Genomic DNA, 24500 nt, shown 5'->3' on the forward strand with positions numbered 1-24500 from the left:
CCGTTGTCGCGGTAGCCGACGACGCTGATGTAGTGGCCGCCTTCGAAGGAGTGGGTGTTGCCGTCGGTGTCGGTGGTGGTGCCGGCGATGTTGGCGACCACGGCGCGGCCGTCGTCGACGGTGCGCACGATGTCAGCGCGCAGGGTGTCGGTCTGCTTGTCGTCGGCCTTGCCGTCCTTGATTTCGACGGACCGGTAGTGCTTGCCGGTCTCCTTGTTCAGGACGGGGGTGATGTCGTTGATGCTGTTGGTGCCGGCCTCGGTGGTGCCCATCTCCTTGGCCATGGCGTCCACGTCGATGTTCTTGCCCAGCACGCTCAGGGCGTTGCGGGTGGCGGCGGGACCGCAGTAGTAGAAGTTGGGCTGGGCCTCGTAGCGGACGTCGAGTTCCCGCTCGCCGTGGCCCTTACGGTCGGTGCTGACCTGGGCGGTCTTCTCGGCGGGGGTGGCCTGGGCGGCGATGGCCGGGCCGGCGATCCCACCAGCGGTGGCGGCGAAGCCGGCGGCGGTCAGAACGGTGTTCCGCAGCATGGTGTTGGTACGCATGATGAGTCACGCCTTTCTGTCGGGGGTGCACAGCACACGCGCGCGGGGGGTGCACGGGTGCCGCAAGAGGGGGAAAGTTTGAGGGGTGCCCGGCGATCGGGGGTGACCTGCTCGGGCGGCCCGGGGGTGTAACCATCGGCGGCGGGGAAGCGATTCCCACCCACCTGATCCGATGTCCTGGGGATGTAACCACCGGGGCTCGGGGCTGATTCCCTGGCTCACCGGCGCGGACCGGTGGTGCGCGGTCCCGGGGATGTAACGACCGGGGCTGCGGGGTGATTCCCTGCGGCCCGACCCGGTGCGGCGGGGCCGGTGGTGCGCGGCCCGGGTGGTGTAACGACCGGCGGGGGCCGGTCATTCCCACCGCCGGCTGCCTCGCCTGGGGGCGCGGTGCTGCGCGGTCTGCCATGTACAACGACCCCGCCCTCGCCATGATTCCGCCCCGACGGTGCCGCCGACCACCCGCCACAACCAGCCAAAACCGGACACCACGCCCGAACCTCGGCGGCGCAAACCGGACACGCACTCCAGAGCGCGCACGTCGACAGCGCCGATCTTGGACAGTTGCCGTTCGCAGCGAACAGCAACTGTCCAAGATCTCCGGGCGGAGCGGCCGGGGCGACGGCGAGACCGGACGACCGGCCGCCGACGGGTCCCCGCGTTGATGCGGCGTGGCATGATTCCGCCCTGGTGGTGGCGCCGACCACCCGCCCCTAGACCGGCCGGAACCGGACGCAACGGCCCAACTTGGTCGGCGCACGGGACAGGCACCCAGATCGCGCACGTCGGCGGCGCGGATCTTGGAGACTTGCCGTTCACCGCGAACGACAACTCTCCAAGATCTCCGGCCAGAGCGGCCGGGGCGACGGCGAGACCGAACGACCGGCCGCCAACGGGTCGTCGCGTTGATGCGGAGCGAGCAGAGCAGACTCGGCGATGCCGGGCGACCCGGTGCCGCCGCGTCACCCCATTGATAGCCGAGCGAGCAGGGCGTTCCCGTCGATGGCGGCGACCGGCGCCGGCGGGGGGCACCCCGGTTGACCGCCGAGCAAGCAGGGCGTTCCCGGCGAGGCCGGCGACCCGACCACCGAACGGGGTCACCGCGTTGATCAAGAGGTTTGCGTCGCCTTCCAGCCGAATCCTGACGCAAACTTCTTGATCAACCAGGGCCGGGCGAGGCCTCGCAGATCAACGCGGGCAGGCCCGAGGCCAACCACAGTGGCCGACGGTCGCCAGCGGGGGCATAACGGACATCAGGCCGCGTACCTCGTCGGGGCCGCTCGGACGGGCGCGCCGGTGAGTGGACCGTCATGGGGTGTCTCGGCGACCCAAGACACCCATGCCGTAGCCCGAAGCCCGAAGCCAAGCCAGGAGGCCGGGCGGCGGTGCTACGGGCGGCAGCAGCGTCGGGACGTGACCTGCCGGAAGGGCAAGCTCTCCGGTCGCCGGCGGGGTCAGGCGCTGGGGGTGCGTTGGGCGTCTTCGTCGAGGGCGGCCAGGATCGCTTCGGCCGTCCGCTTCCCCACCCCCGGCACCTCGGTGATCTCCTCCACCGTCGCCGCGCTGAGCCGCTTCAGCGAGCCGAAGTGCCGCAGCAGGGCCTTGCGGCGTACCTCGCCGAGGCCGGGGATGTTGTCCAGCGCCGATTCGGTCATGCGCTTCGAGCGCCGCTGGCGGTGGAAGGTGATGGCGAAGCGGTGGGCCTCGTCGCGTACGCGCTGGAGCAGGTAGAGCGCCTCGGAGGTGCGCGGCAGGATGACCGGGAACTCGTCGTCGGGCAGCCAGACCTCCTCCAGCCGCTTGGCCAGCCCGCAGAGCGCCACGTCGTCGATGCCCAGCTCGGCGAGGGCCTGGGCGGCGGCCGCCACCTGCGGCGGGCCACCGTCGACGACGACGAGCTGCGGCGGGTAGGCGAACTTGCGCGGCCGCCCGGTGGTCGGGTCGATGCCGGGGCGGTCCGGGTCGCCGGCGGTCTCCTCGCCGATCTCCCCGGTTTCGGCGCGGGCGTCGAGGTATCGGGCGAACCGCCGGCGCAGCACCTCGGACATGGCCGAGAGGTCGTCGGTGGCGCCCCGCACGATGAACCGGCGGTACTCGCTCTTGCGGGGCAGGCCGTCCTCGAAGACGACCATGCTGGCCACCACGTCGGTGCCCTGGATCTGCGAGACGTCGAAGCACTCGATGCGCAGCGGGGAGGTGCGCATGCCGAGCGATTCGGCGATCTCGTCGAGGGCCTGGCTGCGGGTGGTCAGGTCACCGGCCCGCTTGAGCTTGTGGCGGGCGAGCGCGTCCTTGGCGTTGCGCTCGACCGTCTCCAGCAGCGACCGCTTGTCGCCGCGCTGCGGCACCCGCAGCGACACCCGGCTGCCCCGCCGCGTGGACAGCCAGTCGGCGAGCGCGTCGACGTCGCCGGGCAGCTCGGGGACGAGCAGCTCGCGCGGGACGTCGGCCTCGCCCTGCTCGCCGCCGTAGACCTGCGTGCAGAAGTGGTGCACGAGGTCGCCGGTGGTCAGCTCCTCGGTCTTCTCCACCACCCAGCCGCGCTGGCCGCGGACCCGGCCGTCGCGGACGTGGAAGACCTGGACCGCCGCTTCGAGGGGGTCGTCGGCGAAGGCCACCACGTCGGCATCGGTGCCGTCGCCGAGCACGACGGTCTGCTTCTCCATGGCCCGGCGCAGCGCCGCCACGTCGTCGCGCAGCCGGGCGGCCCGTTCGAACTCGAGCTGCTCGCTGGCCTCCAGCATCTCCTTCTCCAGCCGGCGCACCATCGTGTCGGTGCGGCCTGCCATGAAGTCGCAGAAGCCGTTGACGATCTCCCGGTGCCCCTCGGCGGTGACGCTGCCGACGCAGGGCGCCGAGCACTTGCCGATGTAGCCGAGCAGGCACGGGCGGCCGACCTGGCCGGCGCGCTTGAACACCCCGGAGGAGCAGGTCCGTGCCGGGAAGACACGGAGCAGCAGGTCCAGCGTCTCGCGAATGGCCCAGGCGTGCGAGTACGGCCCGAAGTAGCGCACCCCCTTGCGCTTGGCGCCGCGCATCACCTGCAGGCGCGGGTATTCCTCGTCGAGGGTCACCGCCAGGTAGGGGTACGACTTGTCGTCGCGGTAGCGGACGTTGAACCTCGGGTCGTACTGCTTGATCCAGGTGTATTCCTGCTGGAGCGCCTCGACCTCGGTGGCCACCGTGATCCAGTCCACCGACTCGGCGGTGAAGACCATCTGCCGGGTGCGCTGGTGCAGGTTGACCGGGTCGGCGAAGTAGGAGTTGAGCCGGCTGCGCAGGTTGCGCGCCTTGCCGACATAGATCACCCGGCCGGTGCCGTCGCGGAAGCGGTAGACCCCTGGCGACTCCGGGATGGTGCCAGGTGCGGGACGGTAGGTCGAGGGGTCAGCCACGCGCCAAGCCTAGTCCGCACCCCCGACACCCGGCCGTCGCCGCGCGTCCCCCACCAGCAGGACGGGCGGGGGACGCGCCGGGACGCTCAGGCGAGGGTGATCTGCTCGCCGGTGACCTTGATGTTCTTGGGCGCGAGCGGCTTGGTCGCCGGGCCCTGCTTCACCGAACCGTCGGTGATCGAGAAACGGCTGTTGTGGCAGGTGCAGTTGATGGTGCCGCCGTCGACGTTCGACACCGGGCAGCCCTGGTGGGTGCAGATCGGGTCGAAGGCCTTGAACTGGCCGGCCTCGGGCTGGGTGATCACGACGCCCTTGCTGGCGAAGACCGCCCCGCCGCCGACCGGGATGTCGGTGGTCCGGGCGAGCGGACCGGTGCTGTCCCGGTTGCCGCCCTCGGCGTCGCCGGCGCCGGTGGCGCCCGGGCCGCCGCTGGTCGGCGCGGGCGCGCCCGTGCCGGAGTCGTCGTCGCCGCCGCAGCCCGCCAGCACCACGGCCGCGCCGACCGCGCCGGCGCCCGCGAGCAGTGCGCGGCGCGTCTGCGTACCCGGCCCGGTCAGCACCTGATCATCACTCATGTCCGGCCTTTCTCTCGGCTGTCGCCACCCGTCATGATCCGTGGCCACACTTCGAAACACGGACCAGGGTGCCCCACGGTTCATACTGACGCGTCACTAAACGGATATCCGAGCAGAGATCGGGCGGGCCAGGTCGCCCCGGCCCGCCCGTCGTACGCCTCGTTCAACGCGCCCCGGCCGGCACCTTCCGGGACCGCGCCTTCGTCGCGCCGCCGTTGGCCTTGGCGGCCCGGGTGGTGGCCGCCTTCGCGCCCTTGGCCGCGCCGTCGAGCTTGAGGATCGGCCGCAGGAACTGGCCGGTGTGGCTCTCCGGCACCTCGGCGACCTCCTCCGGCGTGCCGGTGGCGAGCACCGTGCCGCCCCGGTGCCCGCCCTCCGGGCCCATGTCGATGATCCAGTCGGCGGACTTGATCACGTCGAGGTTGTGCTCGATGGTGATCACCGTGTTGCCCTTCTCGACCAGGCCCTCGAGCACCATGAGCAGCTTGCGGATGTCCTCGAAGTGCAGGCCGGTGGTGGGCTCGTCGAGCACGTAGACCGTGCGGCCGGTGGAGCGCTTCTGCAGCTCGGAGGCGAGCTTGACGCGCTGCGCCTCGCCGCCGGACAGGGTCGGCGCGGGCTGGCCGAGGCGTACGTAGCCGAGGCCGACGTCGACAAGGGTCTTGAGGTGCCGGTGGATGGCCGGGATGGCGGAGAAGAACTCGGCCGCCTCCTCGATCGGCATGTCCAGGACCTCGGCGACCGTCTTACCCTTGTAGTGCACCTCCAGGGTCTCCCGGTTGTAGCGGGCGCCCTTGCAGACCTCACAGGGGACGTAGACGTCCGGGAGGAAGTTCATCTCGATCTTGATGGTGCCGTCACCGGAGCAGGCCTCGCAGCGCCCGCCCTTGACGTTGAACGAGAACCGGCCCGGCCCGTACCCCCGGACCTTGGCCTCGGTGGTCTCCGCGAAGAGCTTGCGGATGTGGTCCCAGACCCCCGTGTAGGTGGCCGGGTTGGAGCGCGGGGTGCGGCCGATCGGCGACTGGTCGACGCCGACGACCTTGTCGACGTGCTCCAGACCGGTGATCCGGGTGTGCCGGCCGGGGACCAGCCGGGCGCCGTTGATCTGGTTGGCCAGCACGGCGTGCAGGATGTCGTTGACCAGCGTCGACTTGCCGGAACCGCTGACCCCGGTGACCGCGATGAGCTGGCCGAGCGGGAAGCCCACGGTGAGGTTGCGCAGGTTGTGCTCGCGCGCGCCGTGCACCACCAGCTCGCGGCCCGGGGTCTGCGGCCGGCGGATGACGGGCGTCGGGATCTGCTTGCGCCCCGACAGGTAGGCCCCGGTGACCGACTCCTCGTTCTCCAGCAGCGCCGGCACGGACCCGCTGTGCACGATCTTGCCGCCGTGCTCGCCGGCGCCGGGGCCGATGTCGACGATCCAGTCGGCGACCCGGATGGTGTCCTCGTCGTGCTCGACCACGATCAGCGTGTTGCCCAGCCCGCGCAGCCGCAGCAGGGTCTCGATGAGCCGGTGGTTGTCGCGCTGGTGCAGGCCGATGGAGGGCTCGTCCAGCACGTAGAGCACGCCGACCAGGCCGGAGCCGATCTGGGTGGCGAGCCGGATGCGCTGCGCCTCGCCGCCGGAGAGGGTGCCGGCCGGGCGGTCCAGCGAGAGGTAGTCGAGCCCGACGTCGAGCAGGAACTTCAGCCGGGCGTTGATCTCCTTGAGCACCCGCTCGGCGATCATCTTCTGCCGGTCGCTCAGCTCGATGCCGGCGAGCAGGTCGGCGGCCTCGCCGACCGAGAGGTTGCAGACCTCGGCGATGCTCTTGCCGGCCAGGGTCACGGCGAGCACCTCGGGCTTGAGCCGGGTGCCGCCGCAGGCCGCGCAGGGCACGTCGCGCATGTAGCCCTCGTACTTGTCGCGCGACCACTCCGACTCGGTGTCGGTGTGCCGGCGCTCGATCCACTGCACCACGCCCTCGAAGCCGGTGTAGTAGGAGCGCTCGCGGCCGTACTTGTTGCGGTAGCGGACGTGCACCTGGTCGTCGGAGCCGTGCAGGATCGTCTTCTGCGCCCGGGACGGCAGCGCCCGCCACGGGGTGTCGACGTCGAAGTGCTCGGCCTCGCCGAGCGCCTCCAGCAGGCGCAGGAAGTATTCGAGGTTGTGCCCGGTGGCCCAGGGCTGGATGGCGCCCTCGCGCAGGGTGCGCTCGGGGTCGGGGATCACCAGCTCCGGGTCGACCTCCTTCTTGGTGCCCAGGCCGGTGCACTCGGGGCAGGCGCCGTAGGGCGCGTTGAAGGAGAAGACCCGGGGCTCCAGGTCCTCGATCGCCAGGGGGTGGTCGTTGGGGCAGGCCAGGTGCTCGGAGTAGCGGCGCTCGCGGCCCGGGTCGTCCTCGGCCAGGTCGACGAAGTCGAGCAGCACCAGGCCGCCGGAGAGGCCGAGCGCCGCCTCGACCGAGTCGGTCAGCCGCTGCTTGGCGCCGGCCTTGACGCTGAGCCGGTCGATGACCACCTCGATGGTGTGCTTCTCCTGCTTCTTGAGCTTCGGCGGCTCGGTGAGCGGGTGCACCACGCCGTCGACCCGGGCCCGCGCGTAGCCCTTGGCCTGGAGCTCGGCGAACAGGTCGACGTATTCGCCCTTGCGGCCGCGCACGACCGGGGCGAGCACCATGAACCGGGTGCCCTCGGCCATGGCCAGGACCCGGTCGACGATCTGCTGGGGGCTCTGCTTCGAGATGCGCTCGCCGCAGATCGGGCAGTGCGGCTCGCCGATGCGGGCGAAGAGCAGGCGGAGGTAGTCGTAGACCTCGGTGATGGTGCCGACGGTGGAGCGCGGGTTGCGCGAGGTGGACTTCTGGTCGATGGAGACCGCGGGGCTGAGGCCCTCGATGAAGTCGACGTCGGGCTTGTCCATCTGGCCGAGGAACTGCCGGGCGTAGGACGACAGCGACTCCACGTAGCGGCGCTGGCCCTCGGCGAAGATGGTGTCGAACGCCAGGCTCGACTTGCCCGAACCGGAGAGCCCGGTGAAGACGATCAGGGCGTCCCGGGGCAGGTCGAGACTGACGTCACGCAGGTTGTGCTCGCGCGCGCCACGGATGATCAGTCGGTCGGCCACGGTGCGTGTGCTCCCGGAAGAAGATTGTGAGGCGGATCTGTCCGCCCGACACGAGGTCTGAGCGGTTTTCGAGGGTTGTCGAGGCGCAGGGAAGACGCCTCGGCAACTCTAGCCCCGAGGTATGACAACTTCCGTCGCGCGGACATTCCCCCAGGTCAGCACGGTCGGGCGGGCACCGGCGCGGCCCGCCCGACAGCACCGGCACCCACTAGAGTCCCCCGGGTCCGGGCGGTGTCGCCGGACGCCCGGTCCGGCGCCGGCCGTTGCGCCAGCTCCCCCGGCGCTCGGCGGCCAGCCGCACCTCCCGGCGCCGGCTCTCGTACGCCACCTCGCGCTGGAGCCGGCGCCAGTTCTCCCAGCGCCGCACGGGCAGCTCGCCGCTGTCCAGGGCCTCCCGCACCGCGCAGGCCGGCTCGGCCTCGTGGGCGCAGTCGGCGTACCGGCAGCCGGCCGCCAGCTCGGCGATGTCGGCGAACGCCCGGTCCAGGCCGGCCGAGCCGTCCAGCAGGCCGACCGCCCGCACGCCCGGGGTGTCCAGCACCGCTCCCCCGCCGGGGATCGGCACGAGCGCCCGCCAGGTGGTGGTGTGCCGGCCCTTGCCGTCGGAGCGCCGGATCGCCTGGGTGCGCATCACATCGGCCCCGGCCAGGGCGTTGACCAGGCTCGACTTGCCCGCGCCGGAGGGCCCGAGCAGGCCGAGGGTGCGCCCCGGGGCGACGTACCGGCGCAGCGGGTCCAGCCCGGTGCCGCGCTCGGCGCTGACGGGCAGCACCGGCACCCCGGGTGCCAGCGCGGCGAGCTGCCGGGCCACGGCCGCCGGGTGGGGGGCCAGGTCGGCCTTGGTGAGCACGACGAGCGGCTCGGCGCCGGACTCGTGCGCCAGGGAGAGCAGCCGCTCGATACGCGCGGCGTCCGGCTCCGGGTGCACCGGTTCGACCACCGCGGCGGCGTCGAGGTTGGCGGCCAGCACCTGGCCGCTGGCGTCCTTGCCGGCGGTGCGCCGGATGAGCGCGGTGCGGCGGGGCAGCACCGTCTCCACGGTGACCGGCCCGTCCGGCCAGGTGGCCAGCAGCACCCAGTCGCCGGCGCAGGGCAGCGCGGTCAGGTCACGGGCCGCGGCGGCCAGCAGGGCGCCGCCCAGGCTGGCCCGGACGGGCCCCTCCGGACGGAGCACGGTGCACACCCCGCGGTCGACGCGGGCCACCCGGCCCGGCCGGCGGTCAGTGCGGGGATTCAGGTACGCCGCCCGGTCGGCGTCCCAGCCGAGGGCGGTCAGATCGATGGTCATGTGTCCTCATCGGTGTCGAGGGGGTTCATGGCGGAACACGCGTGCTGCGACCGGCATGCTCACCACCTCCGCTCCGACTCCCGGTGCCCGCGTCCTGCGACGACGCCGGCCCGGCGCGCCCGACGGCGCGCCGCGACCCGAAGCCGTCGGCCCCGACGGTAGGGGGTACGCCGACGCGCCGAAAGCCATTTCCCCGGCGACGCGACGGGTGGCCGCCCGCTAGGGTCGACACCGTGAGCGCGAGGAGTGAGCCCGAGGTGACGGCGTGACGAGCGACCCCCTCCTGCTGACCGGCGAGCTGGACGAGGCGACCGGCCGGTTGCTGCGTACCGTGGCCACCCTCGGCGCCGCCGACGTCGCCGCGCCGTCCCTGCTGCCGGGCTGGACGCGCGGGCACGTCCTGACCCACCTGGCCCGCAACGCCGACGGGTTCGTCAACCTGCTGACCGCCGCCCGCACCGGCGAGGCGATCCCGATGTACGCGAGCCCCGAGGCCCGGGCCGCCGACATCGAGGCGGGCGCCGGCCGGGGGCCCGCGGACCTCATGGACGATCTGCGCCGCAGCTCGCAGCGGTTCACGGCGGCGGTCGCCGAGATGCCGGTGGAGGCCTGGGGTGCCACCGTGCAGACCCGGCGCGGCCCGTGGCCGGCGGCCATGCTGGTCTGGGGGCGGCTGCGCGAGGTCGAGGTGCACCACGTCGACCTCGGTGCCGGCTACCGGCCGGCCGACTGGCGGGACGCGTTCGCCCAGCGGCTGCTGCACGAGGTGGCCGCCGGCCTGGCCGGCAACCCGGACGCGCCGGCCATGGTGCTGCGCTTCGACGGCGTCCGGCACGAACTCGTCGTGGGTGAACCCGAGGGGGCGCCCACGGTCACCGGCCCCGCGCCGGAACTCGCCGCCTGGCTGACCGGCCGCAGCGCGGGCGAGACGCTCACCGTCACTCCCGACGGCCCCCTGCCGACTCCACCGGAATGGATCTGAACCCCGTCATGACCTACAGCGGAGACGTCACGCCCGGCGGTGCGCCGGCCGTACGCGAGCTCGACAAGCTCACCATCACCAAGGTGTCGGTGGGACCGATGGACAACAACGCCTACCTGCTGCGCTGCCGGGAGACCGGTGAGCAGGTGCTGATCGACGCCGCGAACGAGGCGCCCCGCCTGCTCGACCTGGTCGACGGCGGCGGGCTGGCCGCGGTCGTCACCACGCACCGGCACATGGACCACTGGGTCGCCCTGGAGGAGGTGGTCGCCAAGACCGGCGCCCGCCCGCTGGTGCACGCCGACGACGCCGAGGGGCTGCCGATCGACGCCGAGCCGCTGCGCGAGGGCGACACGGTCCCGGTCGGTGACTGCACGCTGGAGGTGATCCACCTCAAGGGGCACACGCCCGGCTCGATCGCCCTGCTCTACCGCGATCCGTCCGGCGTGCCGCACCTGTTCACCGGGGACTCGCTGTTCCCCGGCGGGGTCGGCAACACCGACCAGGACCCGGAGCGGTTCGGCCAGCTCATCGACGACGTCGAGCACAAGCTCTTCGACCGGCTGCCGGACGAGACGTGGTTCTACCCGGGCCACGGCAAGGACAGCACCCTCGGCGCCGAGCGTCCGGCGCTGCCGCAGTGGCGGGCCCGCGGCTGGTGAGCGTGGCGGGCCGGCCCGGCCGGCCCGCTCAGCCGGCGTCCGCGGCGGTCACCGCGCGGAGCCGGTGCCGGGTGCCGAGCAGCACCGGTCCGGCGAGCAGCAGGCCGACCGCCATGGTGAGCACGGTCGGGTCGGGCGCACCGGGCAGCAGCCCGGTCAGCGCCCGCGCCGTGATGCCCAGGGTCACGTAGAGGCCGGCCCAGAGCGTCGCGCCGACCGTCGCGCTGACCGCGAACCTCCGGTAGGACATCCGCAGGCCCCCGGCGGCCAGCGGCAGCAGCGCGTTGAACACCGGCAGGAACGGCGCCACCAGCACCATCCGCCCGCCGCCGCGGCGCAGCAGCGCCTCCGCCGCCGCCCAGCGCGGCTCGCCGATCCAGTCGCCCAGCCGGCTGTGCCGCAGCCGCTCGCCCCAGCGCCGCCCGGCCAGGAAGCTCAGCGACCACCCGGCGAGGCATCCGGCCACCACCGCCACGACGGTCGCCAGGCCGGTCGCCGGCCGGCCCGCGCCGACCGCGGCGAGGACCGCGGCGTCGCCGGGCACCAGCACCCCGAGCAGGGGTACGGCGTCGGCGAGCATCACCATGCCGAGCATCCCCATCAGCAGGGTGGTGGGCAGCTCCCCGACCTGGGCCAGCAGATCCGTCATGCTCCGTACGCTAGGGCTCCGGCGCGACCCGGCACATCCGGTTTCATCCCCCACCGGCCCCCGAGTCCGGGTAGGGATGATCCCTGAGGGGTCAGCGGGGGCGGAGCACCTGGACCCGGCGGACCGGGTTGTCGACCGAGGGTTCGGTCACGGGCACCGGGTAGGCCGCCACCAGCTCCAGCCGGTCCGGCGGCAGGTGTCCCCGGTCCGGGTCGCCGACGAGCACCTGGACGCCCCGGTCGGCGGCCCGTTGCAGGTACGGCAGCACCCGCGCGGCCAGCGCGGCGTCGTAGAGGACGTCCCCGGCCAGCACCAGGTCGGCGCTGGCGGTGCCGTCGAGCAGGTCGTCCCCGGTGGCGGCCACGCTCACCCGGTTGGCCCGGGCGTTGACCGTCACGGCCGCCACCGCCCACGGGTCGACGTCGTTGGCGATCACCCGGTCGGCGCCGGCGAGCGCGGCGGCGATGGCGACCAGCCCGGATCCGGCGGCCAGGTCGAGCACCCGCCGCCCGGCGGCCAGTTCGGGGTGGTCGAGCAGGTGCCGGGCCAGCGCCTGCCCACCGGCCCAGACCGAGGCCCAGTACGGGGGCGGCAGGGACCGGCCGGCCGCCGCCTCCATCCGGGCCCACCAGAGGATGGCGTCCTCGGCGAGGTGCAGGCGCACCTCCGGCACGTACGGCGCGTCGACCAGCCGGAGCCGGTCCAGCCCGTCGCCGGGCGCCGCGATCTCCCGTTCCAGGTCGGCCAGCGGCGTCGGTGTCCTCACCGGGGCAAGCATGCCCCCCGCCGCCCCGGGCCGGAGGGATTTTCCCGCCCGCGGCGTATTCGTGGGCCACACCGGCACTTCCGCCAGCGGATCGCGGTTCGGGCGGTTACTGTCGGGAAGGTACAGGGCGATCACCGGCCGCGACCGGTGCTCACCCGCATTGAACAGGGAGAGACGCATGGCAACCGGCACGGTCAAGTGGTTCAACTCGGAAAAGGGCTTCGGCTTCATCGAGCAGGACGGCGGGGGTCCGGACGTGTTCGTCCACTACTCGGCCATCCAATCCAGCGGCTACCGCGAGCTGAACGAGGGCCAGAAGGTCGAGTTCGAGGTGACCCAGGGGCAGAAGGGTCCGCAGGCGGACAACGTCCGTCCGATGTAGCTTCGTGCCGGTGGCGGCGGTCGGTTGCCCGACCGCCGCCGCAGCGCATCCTCAGGCCGGCGCCGCCGGCAGGTCGCGGCGCCGCCGCAGCGGCCCGACCAGCAGGATGAGCGGGGTCAGCGCGAGCCAGGCGGTCATCACCGTGATCGCCCCGGCCGGCCCCCACGCGGCGCCCAGCGCGCCGGCCAGCAGGGCGGCGAGCGGGATGGTGCCGTAGTTCAGCAGCTGCATGCTCACGGTCACCCGCCCGAGCAGCGCGTGCGGCGTGTACGTCTGCCGGAAGCTGGCCTTCACCACGTTGCCCACGGCGACGCCCAGGCTGACCAGCGCGCCGCCGAGCACCAGCCAGGCGACCCGGCCACCGGGGCCGGCCAGCGGGATGAGCAGCGCCGGCGGTCCGGTGAGCGCGGCCGCGACGAGCAGGGCGCGGGCCGAGCCGAGCCGCCGGGCGAGCCCGGTGGCCAGGGCGGCGCCGAGGAGCCCGCCCACGCTGGCCAGTCCGATCAGGAGCCCGACCAGCCCCGCGGGGAGCCCGGCGGAGCGGACCAGGAAGACCACGAGCACCGCCTGGTAGCCGCTGAGCCCGATGTTGCTGGCCGCGCCGAAGACGGTCAGCACCCGCAGGTACGGATCGCGGATCACGAAGCGCAGCCCGTCGGCCACCTCCCGGCGCAGTGCCGACGAGGCGGGGCGCTCCGGACGGGGCTCGACCGCTCGGATGCGGCTCAGGCACAGGGCGGAGACCAGGAAGCTGACCGCGTCGAGCAGGACCGCGGTCACCGCGCCGGCGAGCTGGGCGATGAGGCCGGCCAGTCCGGGGCCGACGAGGTAGCTCGCGGTCTGCGTGGCGTGCAGCTTGGCGTTGCCCTCCGGCACCTGCTCGGGACGCAGCAGGGTGGGCAGGTAGACCTGGTCGGCGGTCTCGAAGAACACCCGGGCCAGCCCCGCGCCGAGGGCCACGACCAGGAGCTGGCCGACCGTGAGCAGGTCGAGGACGGCGGCCACCGGGACGCTGGCGAACAGCGCCGCCGAGGCCAGGTCGGCGGCGATCATGACGGGACGCCGGCGGATCCGGTCGACCCAGGCGCCGGCGGGCAGGCCGGCCAGCAGCCAGGGCAGCCAGGCCGCCGCCGTGAGCACCGCCACCTGGAACGTGGTCGCGTCGAGCACGGCCACCGCGACCAGCGGCAGGGCCACGGCGGTCACGTTGCTGCCGACGGCGCTGACCGTCTGCCCGGCCCAGAGCAGCCGGAAGTCGCGGTGCCGGAGCAGGCCGGCGCGCGGCGGGGGGACGGGGGCCGGCGCGGCCGTGCGGGCCGGGGCGGTCACGGCTGGCCCGGGACGCCGTGGGCGAACAGGAAGACCGGCTCGCGCCGCTGCCCGTCGTCGGGGACGGGCCGATCGGCCCAGCGGTCGAGCAGCTCGGTGACCTGGCGGCTGAGCTGGGCCAGCTCCGCCGGGGTCAGCAGCAACCACTTGTCGGTGCTGAACGGGCCGTCGTCCCAGGCGGCGTGGGCCTCGTCGGAAGCGGCGTACCAGGCCCGGACCAGGGCCACGTGCCGGTCGAGGTTCAGCGAGCTGGCCGCGTCGGCCACCGCCCGGGCGGCGGGGTCGGCGTCGAACTCGGTGTTGGACCAGCGGACCCCCCGGTCGCGGAGCCGCCACCAGCGTTCCCGGCGGTCCCGGGCCAGTTCGGGCGCCTCGAGCACCAGGTCGGCGGCGGCCAGCACCTTGAGGTGGTGGCTGACGTTGGCCGGTGCCTGGCCGGTGCGCTCGGCGAGCTGACCGACGGTGCTCGGGCCGTACACCTTGAAGACGTCCATGAGGCGGCGCCGCAGCGGATGCGCGAGCGCGGCGAGGACGCGGGAGTCGGTGACGTGCCGGACGGTGGGCTTCTCCATGGGGAGATCGTGGCATTCGCAAGAGCTGTTGCGCAATACCCGTTGCTGATTTCCCTGGCGCCCGGGGCCGCGGCGCGGCACTCGCCGCGGGGCCGGGCCCGGTCAGGCGGTCAGCCGCCGGGACAGTTCGTCGGCGACGTCCCGGGCGATCTGCGGTGGGATGGCCTCGGCGATCTTCTCCGGGGGCAGCCCGGCGAGGACCCCGGTGACGATCTCCTGCTCGTCGGTGAAGTCCCGGTTGGACAGCGCGTTGACCTGCGCCACGAGCGCCGGCCAGGCCCGCGCCATGGTCAGCATCTGCTGCAGCGGCGAGTTCGCCTGGGGCGGGGCGACCAGGCCGGTCGTGTTGACCGGCGAGATGAGCCAGTTGCGCAGGTTCTCCAGGTCGGCCAGGACGTCGCCGACGGTGCGGTTGGCGGACCCGGTGTTTCGGACGAGCTTGTCGGTCTGCTCCATGTCGGGCTCCGGTTTCGGTGGGGCGATCAGTCCGATCGCGGTCAGGTAGCGACGGAACAGCGGGGTCTGGTCGCGGCCCGCCTTCGTCGAGTCGCGGAAGAAGCTGAAGTGGGTGTGGAACAGGTGGCTGCTGTCCCCGGTGGTGCGCTTGCCGAGCCGGTCCCAGCGCCGCACGGTCGTGCCGTCCGGGGAGTAGATGATCTCCCGGATGTCACGGGCGTCCGCGGCGTCCGCGGCGCACTGGGACACGAACCAGGTGGAGAAGGTCCGCAGGTTGTGGGTGGCGCCGCCGGACGAGACGGAGAACAGCCCGACGTCCAGCGCCGAGGCGTCCAGGGTCAGCCCGGAGGAGTCCCGGGTGGACTCCACCACCGAGTAGTCCCGGACCACCACCCGGTCGGACCCGCAGTGGTATCCGCCCCGGTGGTTGGTGTCGCCCACGATGCCGACCTCGGCCGGCTCCAGGTCCTGGCTGCGTACGGTGTTCTTGTCGACGTTGAGATGGGTGAGCAACAGATTTCGGACTGCCAACAGGTTCGCCGGAGCCGACGTCATGGGATCTCCCCTCCGGTTCGATGGCCGGCGAGGGCATGACAATCACCGTGCGTAAGCGCGCACGATCCGGAGACGCACCCCGCCGGATAGCTGCACGGCACCGGGCGCTTGCCCCGAGGATATCCACACCCGGCGCTAAATGCCCAGCTCAGAGCACTATCTGGAACTATCGGCCGACTGTGGACGGCGCCGGCACGAGCGGCAGCACCACAGCCGAGGGATGCTCGGGATCGTGCAGGATCTCCCGCCAGCCAGCACGAAGAGTGACGGCGGTGCCGAGCGGTTCGCCGGTGCCGGGGTTCCGGGCGTAGCGCGGGTGGGCGCCGCCGGAGACCTGCACGCGGAGCCGGTGCCCGGGTGCGAAGCGGTGCGCGGCCGGCCAGAGGGTGACGGGCACCCGGACCACACCGGACGCGTCGCGCGGGAAGCGGCCGGGGGCGACCCGGACCAGTCCGTCGCAGACGTTCCACGACCGCCCGCGCCGGTCGACGTCGCACAGCCGGACGAAGACGTCCAGGTAGGACAGCTCGCTACGGACCTGGATCTCGGCGCGCACCGGGCCGATCACCTCGACGGGCGCGGCCAGCGGCGCGCTGGTGTAGGTGAGCACGTCCCGCCGCGCCTCCACCGGCCGGTTGTCCACGGCGCCCGCCCGCTGGGCGACCAGCAGCGGGCCGCCGAGCGACGGCGTGGGGTCGGCCGGGTCGTAGAAGATCCGGTCGGGTGCGGAGGGGGCCGGCGGCGCGGGGGCGAGCGCGTGACCGGCCTGCAGGTGCCAGCGGGCCGGCTCGGCGGGCGGGGGCCAGTCGGGCAGGTCACGCCAGCCGCCGCCGGACCCGCCGACGTGCACCCGGACCGGCGCGCGGCCCGGCGCCGGGCGCCCGGCCAGGTGCTCGTCGAGCCAGTCGAGCCCCTCGCGCAGGGCCGCCACGAGAAGCCCGGGGCTGCCGTGGGTCCACGGGCCGACGGTCAGCCGGGGTCGGGCGCCGGCCGCCCGGAGCCGGGCGTAGTCGTCGAGCTGGGCGGGAAGGAAGATGTCCTGCCAGCCGCTGACCATCGCCACCGGCGCGCGGACCTCGGCGATCCGGTCGCCGAAGATCCGGGTCCGCCAGTAGTCGGCGTCCGGGGTGTGGTGGCGCAACCACTCCTGGAAGAACGGCACGGTCACCCCGGTGGCGATCCGGTCCGCCTCGGCCAGCGGCAGGTGGGCCAGGGCCCGGGTGAGCCGGGGCTGCCCGCGCTTGAGCTCCCACTGCCGGGCCAGCCACGGCACGGTCTGCGCCTGGAGCAGCTCCGCCCAGGTGAGCACCGTGTCCAGCGCGAACGACTCGCCCGCGTACGTGGAGTCCCGGGTGGCCGAGGCGGTGACCACGGCGACCATCGCGCGCAGCTCGTCGGCGGCCTCGGCGGCGACCGCCCACTGCACGAACCCCTGGTAGCTGGCGCCGAACATGCCGAACGCGCCGGTCCACCAGGGCTGCCGGCGCAGCCAGTCGAGGGTGTCCAGGCCGTCGTCGCGCTCGTGCACCAGCGGGGCGAACTCGCCGCCGGAGCCGTACGTGCCCCGGCAGGACTGGATCACCACGTGGTAGCCGCGCTCGGCGACGAGGCGGCCGAGCAGCCGGACCGGACCGCCCCGCCCGTACGGGGTGCGGATCAGCACACAGGGCGCGCCGGGCAGATCGGGCGCGTAGTGGTCGGTGCGCAGCGTCACCCCGTCGCGGACCCGGACGGGCAGGTCGCGGGTGACCGTGATCCGCCCGGTCCGGGCGGCCGGCAGCCGCAGGGCCGCCGCGGCGGCCCGGGTGACGAGGCGGCGCACGCTCAGTCCGCGGCGCGTTCCGGCGCGCCCGGGCGGGGCTCGCCCCGAGCCGCCCGCACGGCGTCCCGGTGCTCGCGCATCGAGACCACCATCTCGGCCATGAACCGGTGCACGACGGCCAGCTCCTCGTCGCTGAACCGGTCCATGACCTCGTCGGTACGCCGGCCGAGCGGGCCGAAGAAGCTGCGGGCCAGGGTGGCGCCCCGGTCGGCGTAGTGCAGGAGGACCTTGCGCCGGTCGGCGGTGTCCCGGTCGCGCCGGATGTGCCCGCCCCGCTCCAGCCGGTCGACGAGCGCGGTGACCGAGCCGGAGGAGAGGTTGAGCGCCTCCCCCAGCCGCCCGGGGGTGATCGGGTCACCGAGCAGTTCGGCGTCCATAACCGCGATGAGGGCGTGCAGGTCGGTGGCGTTGAGCCCGTGCAGGCCGGCGAAGGCGTGCCCGATGTGCTGCGCGTCCACGGAGTAGCGGCGCAGGTCGTTGGTGATGTCGGCGACCATCCGCCCGCGCTGGTCGTCCCGCCGCCGGTACATGCTCTGCGCGCCCACGTCTCGCCGCTACCCCCTGCCCGAACCGTCCGGTTGCAGCATAGAACCTCCACCGATAATCTCGCTCATCAAGATACTTGTTGAACGAGAGTCATGAGGGCACCCCGATGTCACTGTTCACCCGTGTCGCCCGGGGCCGGCTGGCCGCCTGGCTCACCGTGGCCACCGCGCTCGTCGTCGGCGCGGTCGTCTTCGGACTCCCCCGCCCCGACAACCCGGACCCCGTCTCCGCCACCGGCCTGGACGTGCGGTGGGAGTCGACGCAGGTCGAACGCCTCCAGGACCAGCTACCGGACCGCGACGTGCAGCCCGCCGTCGTGGTGGTCAGCCGCGCCGACCGCGCGCCACTGGCCACGGCCGACCGGGCCGCGCTCGACGGCACGTCCGCCACGCTGGGCCGGCTCGCCGCCGGCGGCCGCGTCGCCCCGGCCCAGTTCTCCCCCGACGGCACGGTGGCACTGGTTGCCGTGCCGCTCTCCACCGCCGGCGGCCAGGAGGCCGTGGTGGACGAGGTGGCCGGGCTCCGCGCGGCCCTGGCCGACCTGCCCGACGCGCTGACCGTCGAGGTGACCGGCGCCCCCGCCTTCACGGCCGATCTCACCAAGGTCTTCGACGGCGCCGACATCACCCTGCTGGCGGTCACCGCCGGCGTCGTGGCGCTGCTGCTTCTGATCACCTACCGCAGCCCGTTCCTGTGGATCGTGCCGCTGCTGGTGGTCGCCGCCACCGAGCAGGTGACCCTGCGCGCCGTCGACACGATCGTGCCCGCGCTCGGCACCCACCTCCAGGAGGGGCAGGTCACCGGCATCGCCAGCGTGCTCGTCTTCGGCGCCGCGACCGACTACGCGCTGCTGCTGATCGCCCGCTACCGGGAGGAACTGCACCGCGAGGAGAACCGCTTCGCCGCCATGCGCGCGGCGCTGCGCCGGACCGCCGAGCCGATCCTGGCCAGCGGCTCGACCGTGGTGCTCGGCGTGCTCACTCTGCTGCTGTCCGAGCAGGAGACCAACCGGGCGCTCGCGGTGGCCTGCGCCACCGGGGTGGTCCTCGCCATGGCCTCCGCGCTCTTCGTACTGCCGGCCGTCCTGGTGCTCTTCGGGCGGGGGCTGTTCTGGCCGTTCGTGCCCCGGGTCGGTGACACGGCCCGGGAGGGCCGGTTCTGGGGCCGGCTCGGGGCGGCCGTCGCCCGCCGACCGCTGCCGGTCGCCGCGCTGTCCACCCTGCTCCTCGCCGGCCTCGCCCTCGGCGGCCTGGGCATCCGCACCGGCCTGTCGGAGACCGAGCAGTTCCGGGTGAAGCCGGAGGCGGTGGCCGGCGCCGAGACGCTGGCCCGGGCCTTCCCGGCCGGCGCCACCCAGCCGGTCGCCGTGCTCACCGACCCGGGCGCGGCCCCGGCCGTGCTGGCCGCCGCCGGCGCGGTCGACGGCGTCGCCTCCGCCCGCCCCGGCGCCGCCGGCGACCGGGTCGCCCAGGTCGACGTGGTGCTGGCGGCCGAGCCGGGCACCGCCGCCTCGGACCGCGCCGTCGAGGCGCTGCGCGACGCGGTCGCCGCCGTGCCGGACTCGGCACCACCCGCGGTCGCCGGCGCGGACGCGTCCGAGGGCGCGCTGGTCGGCGGCACGGTGGCCGCCACCTACGACTCGGACCGGGCGAACACCAGGGACCTGTGGCTGATCCTGCCGATCATCCTGCTGCTGGTCGGCGCCGTGCTGGTGCTGCTGCTGCGCGGGCTGCTGGCCCCGCTGCTGCTGGTGCTGACGGTCATCGCCTCGTTCTTCGCCAGCCTCGGCGCGGCCTGGCTGCTCTTCGACCGGGTGCTCGGCTTCCCGGCACTGGACAGCGGGGTGCTGCTGCTCGCCTTCGTGTTCCTGGTGGCACTCGGCGTGGACTACAACATCTTCCTGGTCACCCGGGCCCGCGAGGACGCCCGCCGAGCCGGCACCCGGGACGGGATGCGCTCCGCGCTGCGGGTCACCGGCGGGGTCATCACCAGCGCCGGCGTGCTGCTGGCGGCGGTCTTCGCCGTGCTCGGCGTGCTGCCGCTGATCACCCTCACCCAGATCGGGATCATCGTCTGCGTCGGCGTGCTGCTGGACACGCTGCTGGTGCGTACGGTGCTGGTGCCGGCGCTGGCGTTCGGGCTGGGCGACCGGTTCTGGTGGCCGGGGCGGATCGCCCGCGAGCCCGACGCCCCGGCGCCGTTGCCCACGGCGCCCGTTCCGGCGGCCGGCACGCGGGACTGAGCAGAGGGCGGGGCCCCGGCGATCGTCCGCGGGGCCCCGCCTCGTCAGCTCAGTAGGTCAGGCAGACGCACTCGGTCATCAGCGCCCGCACGTTGCGCACGTACTGCGGGTTGGGGATGGCCAGGGGCTCGCCCTCGCGGGCCACCGCGCCGTGCCCGTAGTTGTACGCCGCGATCACCGCGTTCAGCAGGCAGGAGTTCAGCTCCGACGTGCAGAGCGAGGCGTCCAGCCGGTAGTCCGACTCGAAGTACATGTCCCCGATGTACTTGGTGAGCCACGCCAGGTAGGTGCCGCCCAGGTAGGCGTTGTCGCGGTACGCGTCGATGTCGTACGACTGGCCGAACCGCTGGTTCATCCAGTCGGCGGTGGCCGGCATGACCTGCATCAGCCCGATGCCGCCGTCGCAGGCCACGATGTTGGACTGCCAGCCGCTCTCCTGCCAGGCGGTCGCCTTCATCAGGGTCAGCGGGATCTTGATGTCCGGCGCGGAGGTGGGCCAGTAGGTGCGGGCCGCCGCGTCGGACAGCGCCGCCTTCACCTGGCTGCGAGTGGCCTGGGTGCCCCGGTAGCTGGGCTCGCAACCACTCGCCGGCGGCTTCGGCGGGGGCGGCGGCACCTGCGTCTCGGTGGGCGGCTTCGGCTTCGCCAGCGGACCCGTGGTGGTGCGGGTCGGTTTGGGCTTCGGCTTCGAGGACGCGCTCGGGCTGGGCTTGGCGCTGGGCTTCGCGCCCATCGCCGCCACCGCCGGCGGTTCGTCGCTCGGCAGGTCGGCGGGGTCGTCCGCGGGCGCCTCGACGGGCACCTCGCTCGGCAACCCGACCGCCACCTCGCGGGTCGGCTTCTCGCCGCCGCACCCGGTGATCACCGTCGCCGCGAGCAGCGCGGCCACCGCCGCCGTGGCCCAGCGGCCCACTCCTCCACGCATCAGACCTCCCCCGTGGTCGCCCGCCGCACCCTAGCAGGGATCCACGGGCCGGCGGGGTACCCGCGACGCCGGCCGGGAGGCCCGCGGCCGCGGCGCACCGTCCCCTGTGGCCGGTCCGTCGGGGCCGGGCGGCGGGGCGTCCCCGACCGCGTGGTCCCGGGTGGCCCAGGCGACCACGAAGACGGTGACCCAGGCCGCGCCGAGCAGCACCGACGTGGCCGTGCCGCTGGCCGTGCTCCAGCCCAGGTAGAGCCGGGCGCCCGTGACGGCGACCACACCGGCCAGCGCGCCCGTCCAGACGGCCACCGCCACCGGCCAGCGGGCGCCGCGGGACAGCAGCCACGCGAGGGTGCCGAAGCTCGCCGTGACCACCGCGGTCTGGGTGGGCCGCAGGTCGGGGGCGGCGTCCGGGCCGCCCGGCCCGGTGAGGCCGGCGACCAGGACCAGCACCACCAGCGGCACGAACGCCCCCACGGTGCCGAGCACGCTGAGCAGGTCGGCCCGCCAGGGCCGGTTCCGCCAGGCCACCACGGCCGCCACGAGGGCCACCGCGGCGATCAGCACCCAGCCGCGCAGCACCGAGACCGCGGCCAGCGCCGTGTCGGCCACCCCGGGGGTACGCCGGGCGGCGAACCAGTCGGCGAGGAGCCCGTCGAGCACCCCGAGCCCGCTGTGCCGGACCACCGCCTCCAGCACCGCCGCGACGGCCAGCCCGGCGGCGAACAGCAGCAGCAGGCCGGCGGCCAGGTTGATCAGCAGCGTCCCGGCCGGGCCGAACCGCATGGCGACCAGGAAGAACAGCACCCCGTAGCGGGCGCGCAGCCAGCGCAGCGGCGGCAGGGCGGCCCCCCGGGCGGCCAGCGCGCGCACCGGGTCGGGGTTGCGGCCCAGCCAGCGGCCGGCCAGCACCACCCCGATGAGGCAGACCAGCAGCACGAGCACCGCGCCGGTGGCCCGGCCCAGGAACCGGGACACCCGCTCGTAGGACTCGCCGGCGGCGTAGCCGACCAGCACGGAGGCGCCGACCCAGCTCACCACCCCGGCCAGGTTCCAGGGCGCGAACCGCCGGTAGGGCAGCCCGGCCGCGCCGGCCAGCCGGGGCGCCAGGGTGCGGGCGAACGCCACCCAGCGGGCCGCCAGCACGCCCCGGCCGCCGAGCCGGTCGAGGAGCGAGTCGGCGCGCTGCCACCGCTGCGGCCCGATCCGGGCACCGAGGCCGGAGGCACGCAGTCTCGGCCCGTACCGCCGGCCGGCGCGATAGGCGAGTGTGTCTCCGATCACGGCGGCAGCGGTCATGGCCAGCAGCGCCGGAATAATCCGCAGCGTCCCCGCGTAGGCTAGGAAGCCGACCAGCAACAGGGTCGCCTCGCCCGGCACCAGCAGTCCGAAGATCACCGCGGTCTCGCCCGCCACGATCATCGCTGCGACCAGGTAGATCAGCAGAGGCGGCAGCTCCTGCAGCCAGCTCAGCAGGTCAGGCATCCGGTCCCCCGCACGGGAGCCAGCATGCCAGTCGCTGGAACGGTCGGGACAGCACTTTCGGCAGAGATCCGGGCGATCTCGGGGTGACCCCGAGGCATGCCCCGGCAACCGCAGACAGGAGTATGGAGGGTATGCAGCTACGCACCGACCTCCGCAACGTCGCCATCATCGCCCACGTCGACCACGGCAAGACGACCCTGGTCGACGCCATGTTGCGGCAGGCCGGCGCCTACGGCGCCCGTGGTGAGGACACCGAGCGGGTCATGGACTCGATGGACCTCGAGCGGGAGAAGGGCATCACCATCCTCGCCAAGAACACCGGCGTGCGCTACCTGCCGGCGGACGGCTCCGAGGCGGTGACGATCAACATCATCGACACCCCGGGGCACGCCGACTTCGGCGGCGAGGTCGAGCGCGGCCTCACCATGGTCGACGGTGTGGTGCTGCTCGTCGACGCCAGCGAGGGCCCGCTGCCGCAGACCCGGTTCGTGCTCCGCAAGGCGCTGCGCGCCCGGCTGCCGATCATCCTGGTGATCAACAAGGTGGACCGCCCCGACGCCCGGATCAAGGAGGTCGTGGACGACACCTACGAGCTCTTCCTCGACCTGGACGCCGACGAGGAGCAGATCGACTTCCCGATCGTCTACGCCTGCGCCCGCGACGGCATCGCCTCGCTGACCCAGCCAGCCGACGGCGCGGTGCCGGACGACAGCCACAACCTGGAGCCGCTGTTCCGGACCCTGCTGGACACCATCCCGGCGCCCGCGTACGAGGAGGGCGCGCCGCTGCAGGCGCACGTCACCAACCTCGACGCCTCGCCGTTCCTGGGCCGGCTGGCGCTGTGCCGGGTCCGCCAGGGCACCATCAGCAAGGGCCAGACGGTCACCTGGTGCCGCACCGACGGCAGCAGCCAGCGGGTCCGCATCTCCGAGCTGCTCATGACCGAGGGCCTGGAGCGCAAGCCGGCCGAGAGCGCCGGACCGGGCGACATCATCGCGGTCGCCGGCATCCCGGAGATCATGATCGGCGAGACCCTGGCCGACGCCGAGAACCCGGTCCCGCTGCCGCTGATCACCGTCGACGAGCCGGCCATCTCGATGACCATCGGCACCAACACCTCGCCGCTGGTCGGCCGGGTCAAGGGCGCCAAGGTCACCGCGCGCATGGTCAAGGACCGGCTCGACAAGGAGCTCATCGGCAACGTGTCGCTGCGGGTGCTGCCCACCGAGCGGCCGGACGCCTGGGAGGTGCAGGGCCGCGGTGAGCTGGCCCTGGCGATCCTGGTCGAGCAGATGCGCCGCGAGTCCTACGAGCTGACCGTCGGCAAGCCGCAGGTGGTCACCAAGGAGATCGACGGGAAGACCTGCGAGCCGGTCGAGCGGCTGACCATCGACGCCCCGGAGGAGTACCTGGGCGCGATCACCCAGCTCCTCGCCACCCGCAAGGGCCGGATGGAGCAGCTGGTCAACCACGGCACCGGCTGGATCCGGATGGAGTGGCTGGTCCCGGCGCGCGGCCTCATCGGCTTCCGCACCGAGTTCCTCACCGAGACCCGCGGCACCGGCATCCTGCACCACGTCTTCGAGTCGTACGAGCCGTGGTTCGGCGAGCTGCGCACCCGCAACAACGGTTCGCTGGTCGCCGACCGCTCCGGCTCGGTCACCGCGTTCGCCATGACCAACCTCCAGGAGCGCGGCCAGCTCTTCGTCGAGCCGGGCACCGAGGTGTACGAGGGCATGATCGTCGGCGAGAACTCCCGCTCCGACGACATGGACGTCAACATCACCAAGGAGAAGAAGCTCACCAACATGCGGTCGTCGACCGCGGACGAGACCGAGAAGCTGATCCCGCCGCGCAAGCTGTCGCTGGAGCAGGCCCTCGAGTTCTGCCGCGAGGACGAGTGCGTCGAGGTGACCCCGGCCGCGGTGCGCATCCGCAAGGTGGTGCTGGACCAGACCCAGCGCGGCCGGATGGCCGCCCGCCGCAAGCACGCCGGCTGACGCACCAGCCACCCCCGGAGCCCGGCCCGCCCAACCGGCGGACCGGGCTCCAGCCTTTCCCGCCCCCGGCCCACCCGCCCCACCCCCACCCCACCCCCGCCCACCCCCCCCCCACCCGCCCGCCCGCCCGCCCAACCCGGCGATCATGAAGTTAGCGGCAGCTTTGGAGATCGACATCGCCGCTAACTTCATGATCAACGCGCCGAGGCGGAAAGGGG

The 24500-nt window shown here is 73.6% G+C and carries 19 protein-coding genes; 5 read left to right on the forward strand and 14 right to left on the reverse strand.

What is annotated here, in order from left to right:
- The 5 genes from GA0070214_RS22725 to rsgA form a co-directional block, all read right to left on the reverse strand.
- Positions 1-545: C39 family peptidase (locus GA0070214_RS22725; RefSeq protein WP_091267687.1), on the reverse strand; the 545-nt coding region annotated here is incomplete at its 3' end.
- Positions 546-1999: 1454 nt separating this feature from the next.
- A complete protein-coding gene (gene uvrC / locus GA0070214_RS22730; protein WP_091267691.1) occupies positions 2000-3940 on the reverse strand; it encodes an excinuclease ABC subunit UvrC in 1941 nt (646 codons plus the stop codon).
- An 86-nt stretch (positions 3941-4026) separates the two neighbouring features.
- Positions 4027-4515 carry a Rieske (2Fe-2S) protein gene (locus GA0070214_RS22735; protein WP_091267695.1) on the reverse strand — a complete coding sequence of 163 codons (489 nt, stop codon included), beginning with the start codon at positions 4513-4515 and terminating at the stop codon, positions 4027-4029.
- A 163-nt stretch (positions 4516-4678) separates the two neighbouring features.
- Positions 4679-7624: an excinuclease ABC subunit UvrA gene (gene uvrA, locus GA0070214_RS22740; protein ID WP_091267698.1), complete on the reverse strand. Its 2946-nt coding sequence runs from the start codon at positions 7622-7624 to the stop codon at positions 4679-4681.
- Between the two features lie 208 nt (positions 7625-7832).
- On the reverse strand, positions 7833-8912 hold the full coding sequence (gene rsgA, locus GA0070214_RS22745) for a ribosome small subunit-dependent GTPase A (RefSeq protein WP_091267703.1): 1080 nt from the start codon (positions 8910-8912) through the stop codon (positions 7833-7835).
- A gap of 265 nt (positions 8913-9177) precedes the next feature.
- On the opposite strand from rsgA, the gene GA0070214_RS22750 reads away from it, so the two are divergent.
- Together GA0070214_RS22750 and GA0070214_RS22755 are read left to right on the forward strand one after the other, a co-directional pair.
- A complete protein-coding gene (locus GA0070214_RS22750) occupies positions 9178-9894 on the forward strand; it encodes a maleylpyruvate isomerase family mycothiol-dependent enzyme (protein WP_091267707.1) in 717 nt (238 codons plus the stop codon).
- An 8-nt stretch (positions 9895-9902) separates the two neighbouring features.
- Positions 9903-10556, forward strand: coding sequence for an MBL fold metallo-hydrolase (locus tag GA0070214_RS22755; RefSeq protein ID WP_091267710.1), 654 nt, complete (start codon positions 9903-9905; stop codon positions 10554-10556).
- A 28-nt stretch (positions 10557-10584) separates the two neighbouring features.
- Here the strand turns inward: GA0070214_RS22755 and GA0070214_RS22760 are convergent, their stop codons facing one another.
- Both GA0070214_RS22760 and GA0070214_RS22765 read right to left on the reverse strand, forming a co-directional pair.
- The gene (locus GA0070214_RS22760) at positions 10585-11205 is read right to left on the reverse strand and encodes a DedA family protein (protein ID WP_091267713.1); all 621 of its coding nucleotides are present in this window, start codon (positions 11203-11205) and stop codon (positions 10585-10587) included.
- Positions 11206-11296: 91 nt separating this feature from the next.
- Positions 11297-11983 (reverse strand): class I SAM-dependent methyltransferase, encoded by a 687-nt coding sequence (locus GA0070214_RS22765; protein ID WP_091267716.1) that lies wholly within the window; start codon positions 11981-11983, stop codon positions 11297-11299.
- Positions 11984-12149: 166 nt separating this feature from the next.
- On the opposite strand from GA0070214_RS22765, the gene GA0070214_RS22770 reads away from it, so the two are divergent.
- The gene (locus tag GA0070214_RS22770) at positions 12150-12353 is read left to right on the forward strand and encodes a cold-shock protein (protein WP_013287480.1); all 204 of its coding nucleotides are present in this window, start codon (positions 12150-12152) and stop codon (positions 12351-12353) included.
- Positions 12354-12404: 51 nt separating this feature from the next.
- Here the strand turns inward: GA0070214_RS22770 and GA0070214_RS22775 are convergent, their stop codons facing one another.
- The 5 genes from GA0070214_RS22775 to GA0070214_RS22795 form a co-directional block, all read right to left on the reverse strand.
- On the reverse strand, positions 12405-13682 hold the full coding sequence (locus tag GA0070214_RS22775) for an MFS transporter (RefSeq protein ID WP_091267719.1): 1278 nt from the start codon (positions 13680-13682) through the stop codon (positions 12405-12407).
- Positions 13679-14254 (reverse strand): ArsR/SmtB family transcription factor, encoded by a 576-nt coding sequence (locus tag GA0070214_RS22780; RefSeq protein ID WP_091267723.1) that lies wholly within the window; start codon positions 14252-14254, stop codon positions 13679-13681. Before GA0070214_RS22780 ends, GA0070214_RS22775 begins: the two co-directional genes overlap by 4 nt.
- A 102-nt stretch (positions 14255-14356) precedes the next feature.
- Entirely contained in the window at positions 14357-15265 is a 909-nt protein-coding gene (locus GA0070214_RS22785; RefSeq protein WP_091267726.1) for a hypothetical protein, read from the reverse strand.
- Between the two features lie 166 nt (positions 15266-15431).
- Positions 15432-17087 (reverse strand): CocE/NonD family hydrolase, encoded by a 1656-nt coding sequence (locus tag GA0070214_RS22790; protein WP_091267729.1) that lies wholly within the window; start codon positions 17085-17087, stop codon positions 15432-15434.
- Positions 17088-17089: 2 nt separating this feature from the next.
- Positions 17090-17617 carry a MarR family winged helix-turn-helix transcriptional regulator gene (locus GA0070214_RS22795; RefSeq protein WP_091267732.1) on the reverse strand — a complete coding sequence of 176 codons (528 nt, stop codon included), beginning with the start codon at positions 17615-17617 and terminating at the stop codon, positions 17090-17092.
- Between the two features lie 122 nt (positions 17618-17739).
- Between GA0070214_RS22795 and GA0070214_RS22800 the strand changes: the two genes are divergently transcribed.
- A complete protein-coding gene (locus GA0070214_RS22800; RefSeq protein WP_091267736.1) occupies positions 17740-19875 on the forward strand; it encodes an MMPL family transporter in 2136 nt (711 codons plus the stop codon).
- 49 nt (positions 19876-19924) lie between these two features.
- Here the strand turns inward: GA0070214_RS22800 and GA0070214_RS22805 are convergent, their stop codons facing one another.
- On the reverse strand, positions 19925-20800 hold the full coding sequence (locus tag GA0070214_RS22805) for a lytic transglycosylase domain-containing protein (protein ID WP_091267737.1): 876 nt from the start codon (positions 20798-20800) through the stop codon (positions 19925-19927).
- Between the two features lie 30 nt (positions 20801-20830).
- A complete protein-coding gene (locus GA0070214_RS22810; protein WP_091267740.1) occupies positions 20831-22282 on the reverse strand; it encodes a DedA family protein in 1452 nt (483 codons plus the stop codon).
- 131 nt (positions 22283-22413) lie between these two features.
- On the opposite strand from GA0070214_RS22810, the gene typA reads away from it, so the two are divergent.
- Positions 22414-24282: a translational GTPase TypA gene (typA, locus tag GA0070214_RS22815; protein WP_091267744.1), complete on the forward strand. Its 1869-nt coding sequence runs from the start codon at positions 22414-22416 to the stop codon at positions 24280-24282.
- The last annotated feature ends 218 nt before the right edge of the window (positions 24283-24500 follow it).

It is taken from the genome of Micromonospora chaiyaphumensis (genome assembly GCF_900091435.1).
Taxonomy (GTDB): Bacteria; Actinomycetota; Actinomycetes; order Mycobacteriales; family Micromonosporaceae; genus Micromonospora; species Micromonospora chaiyaphumensis.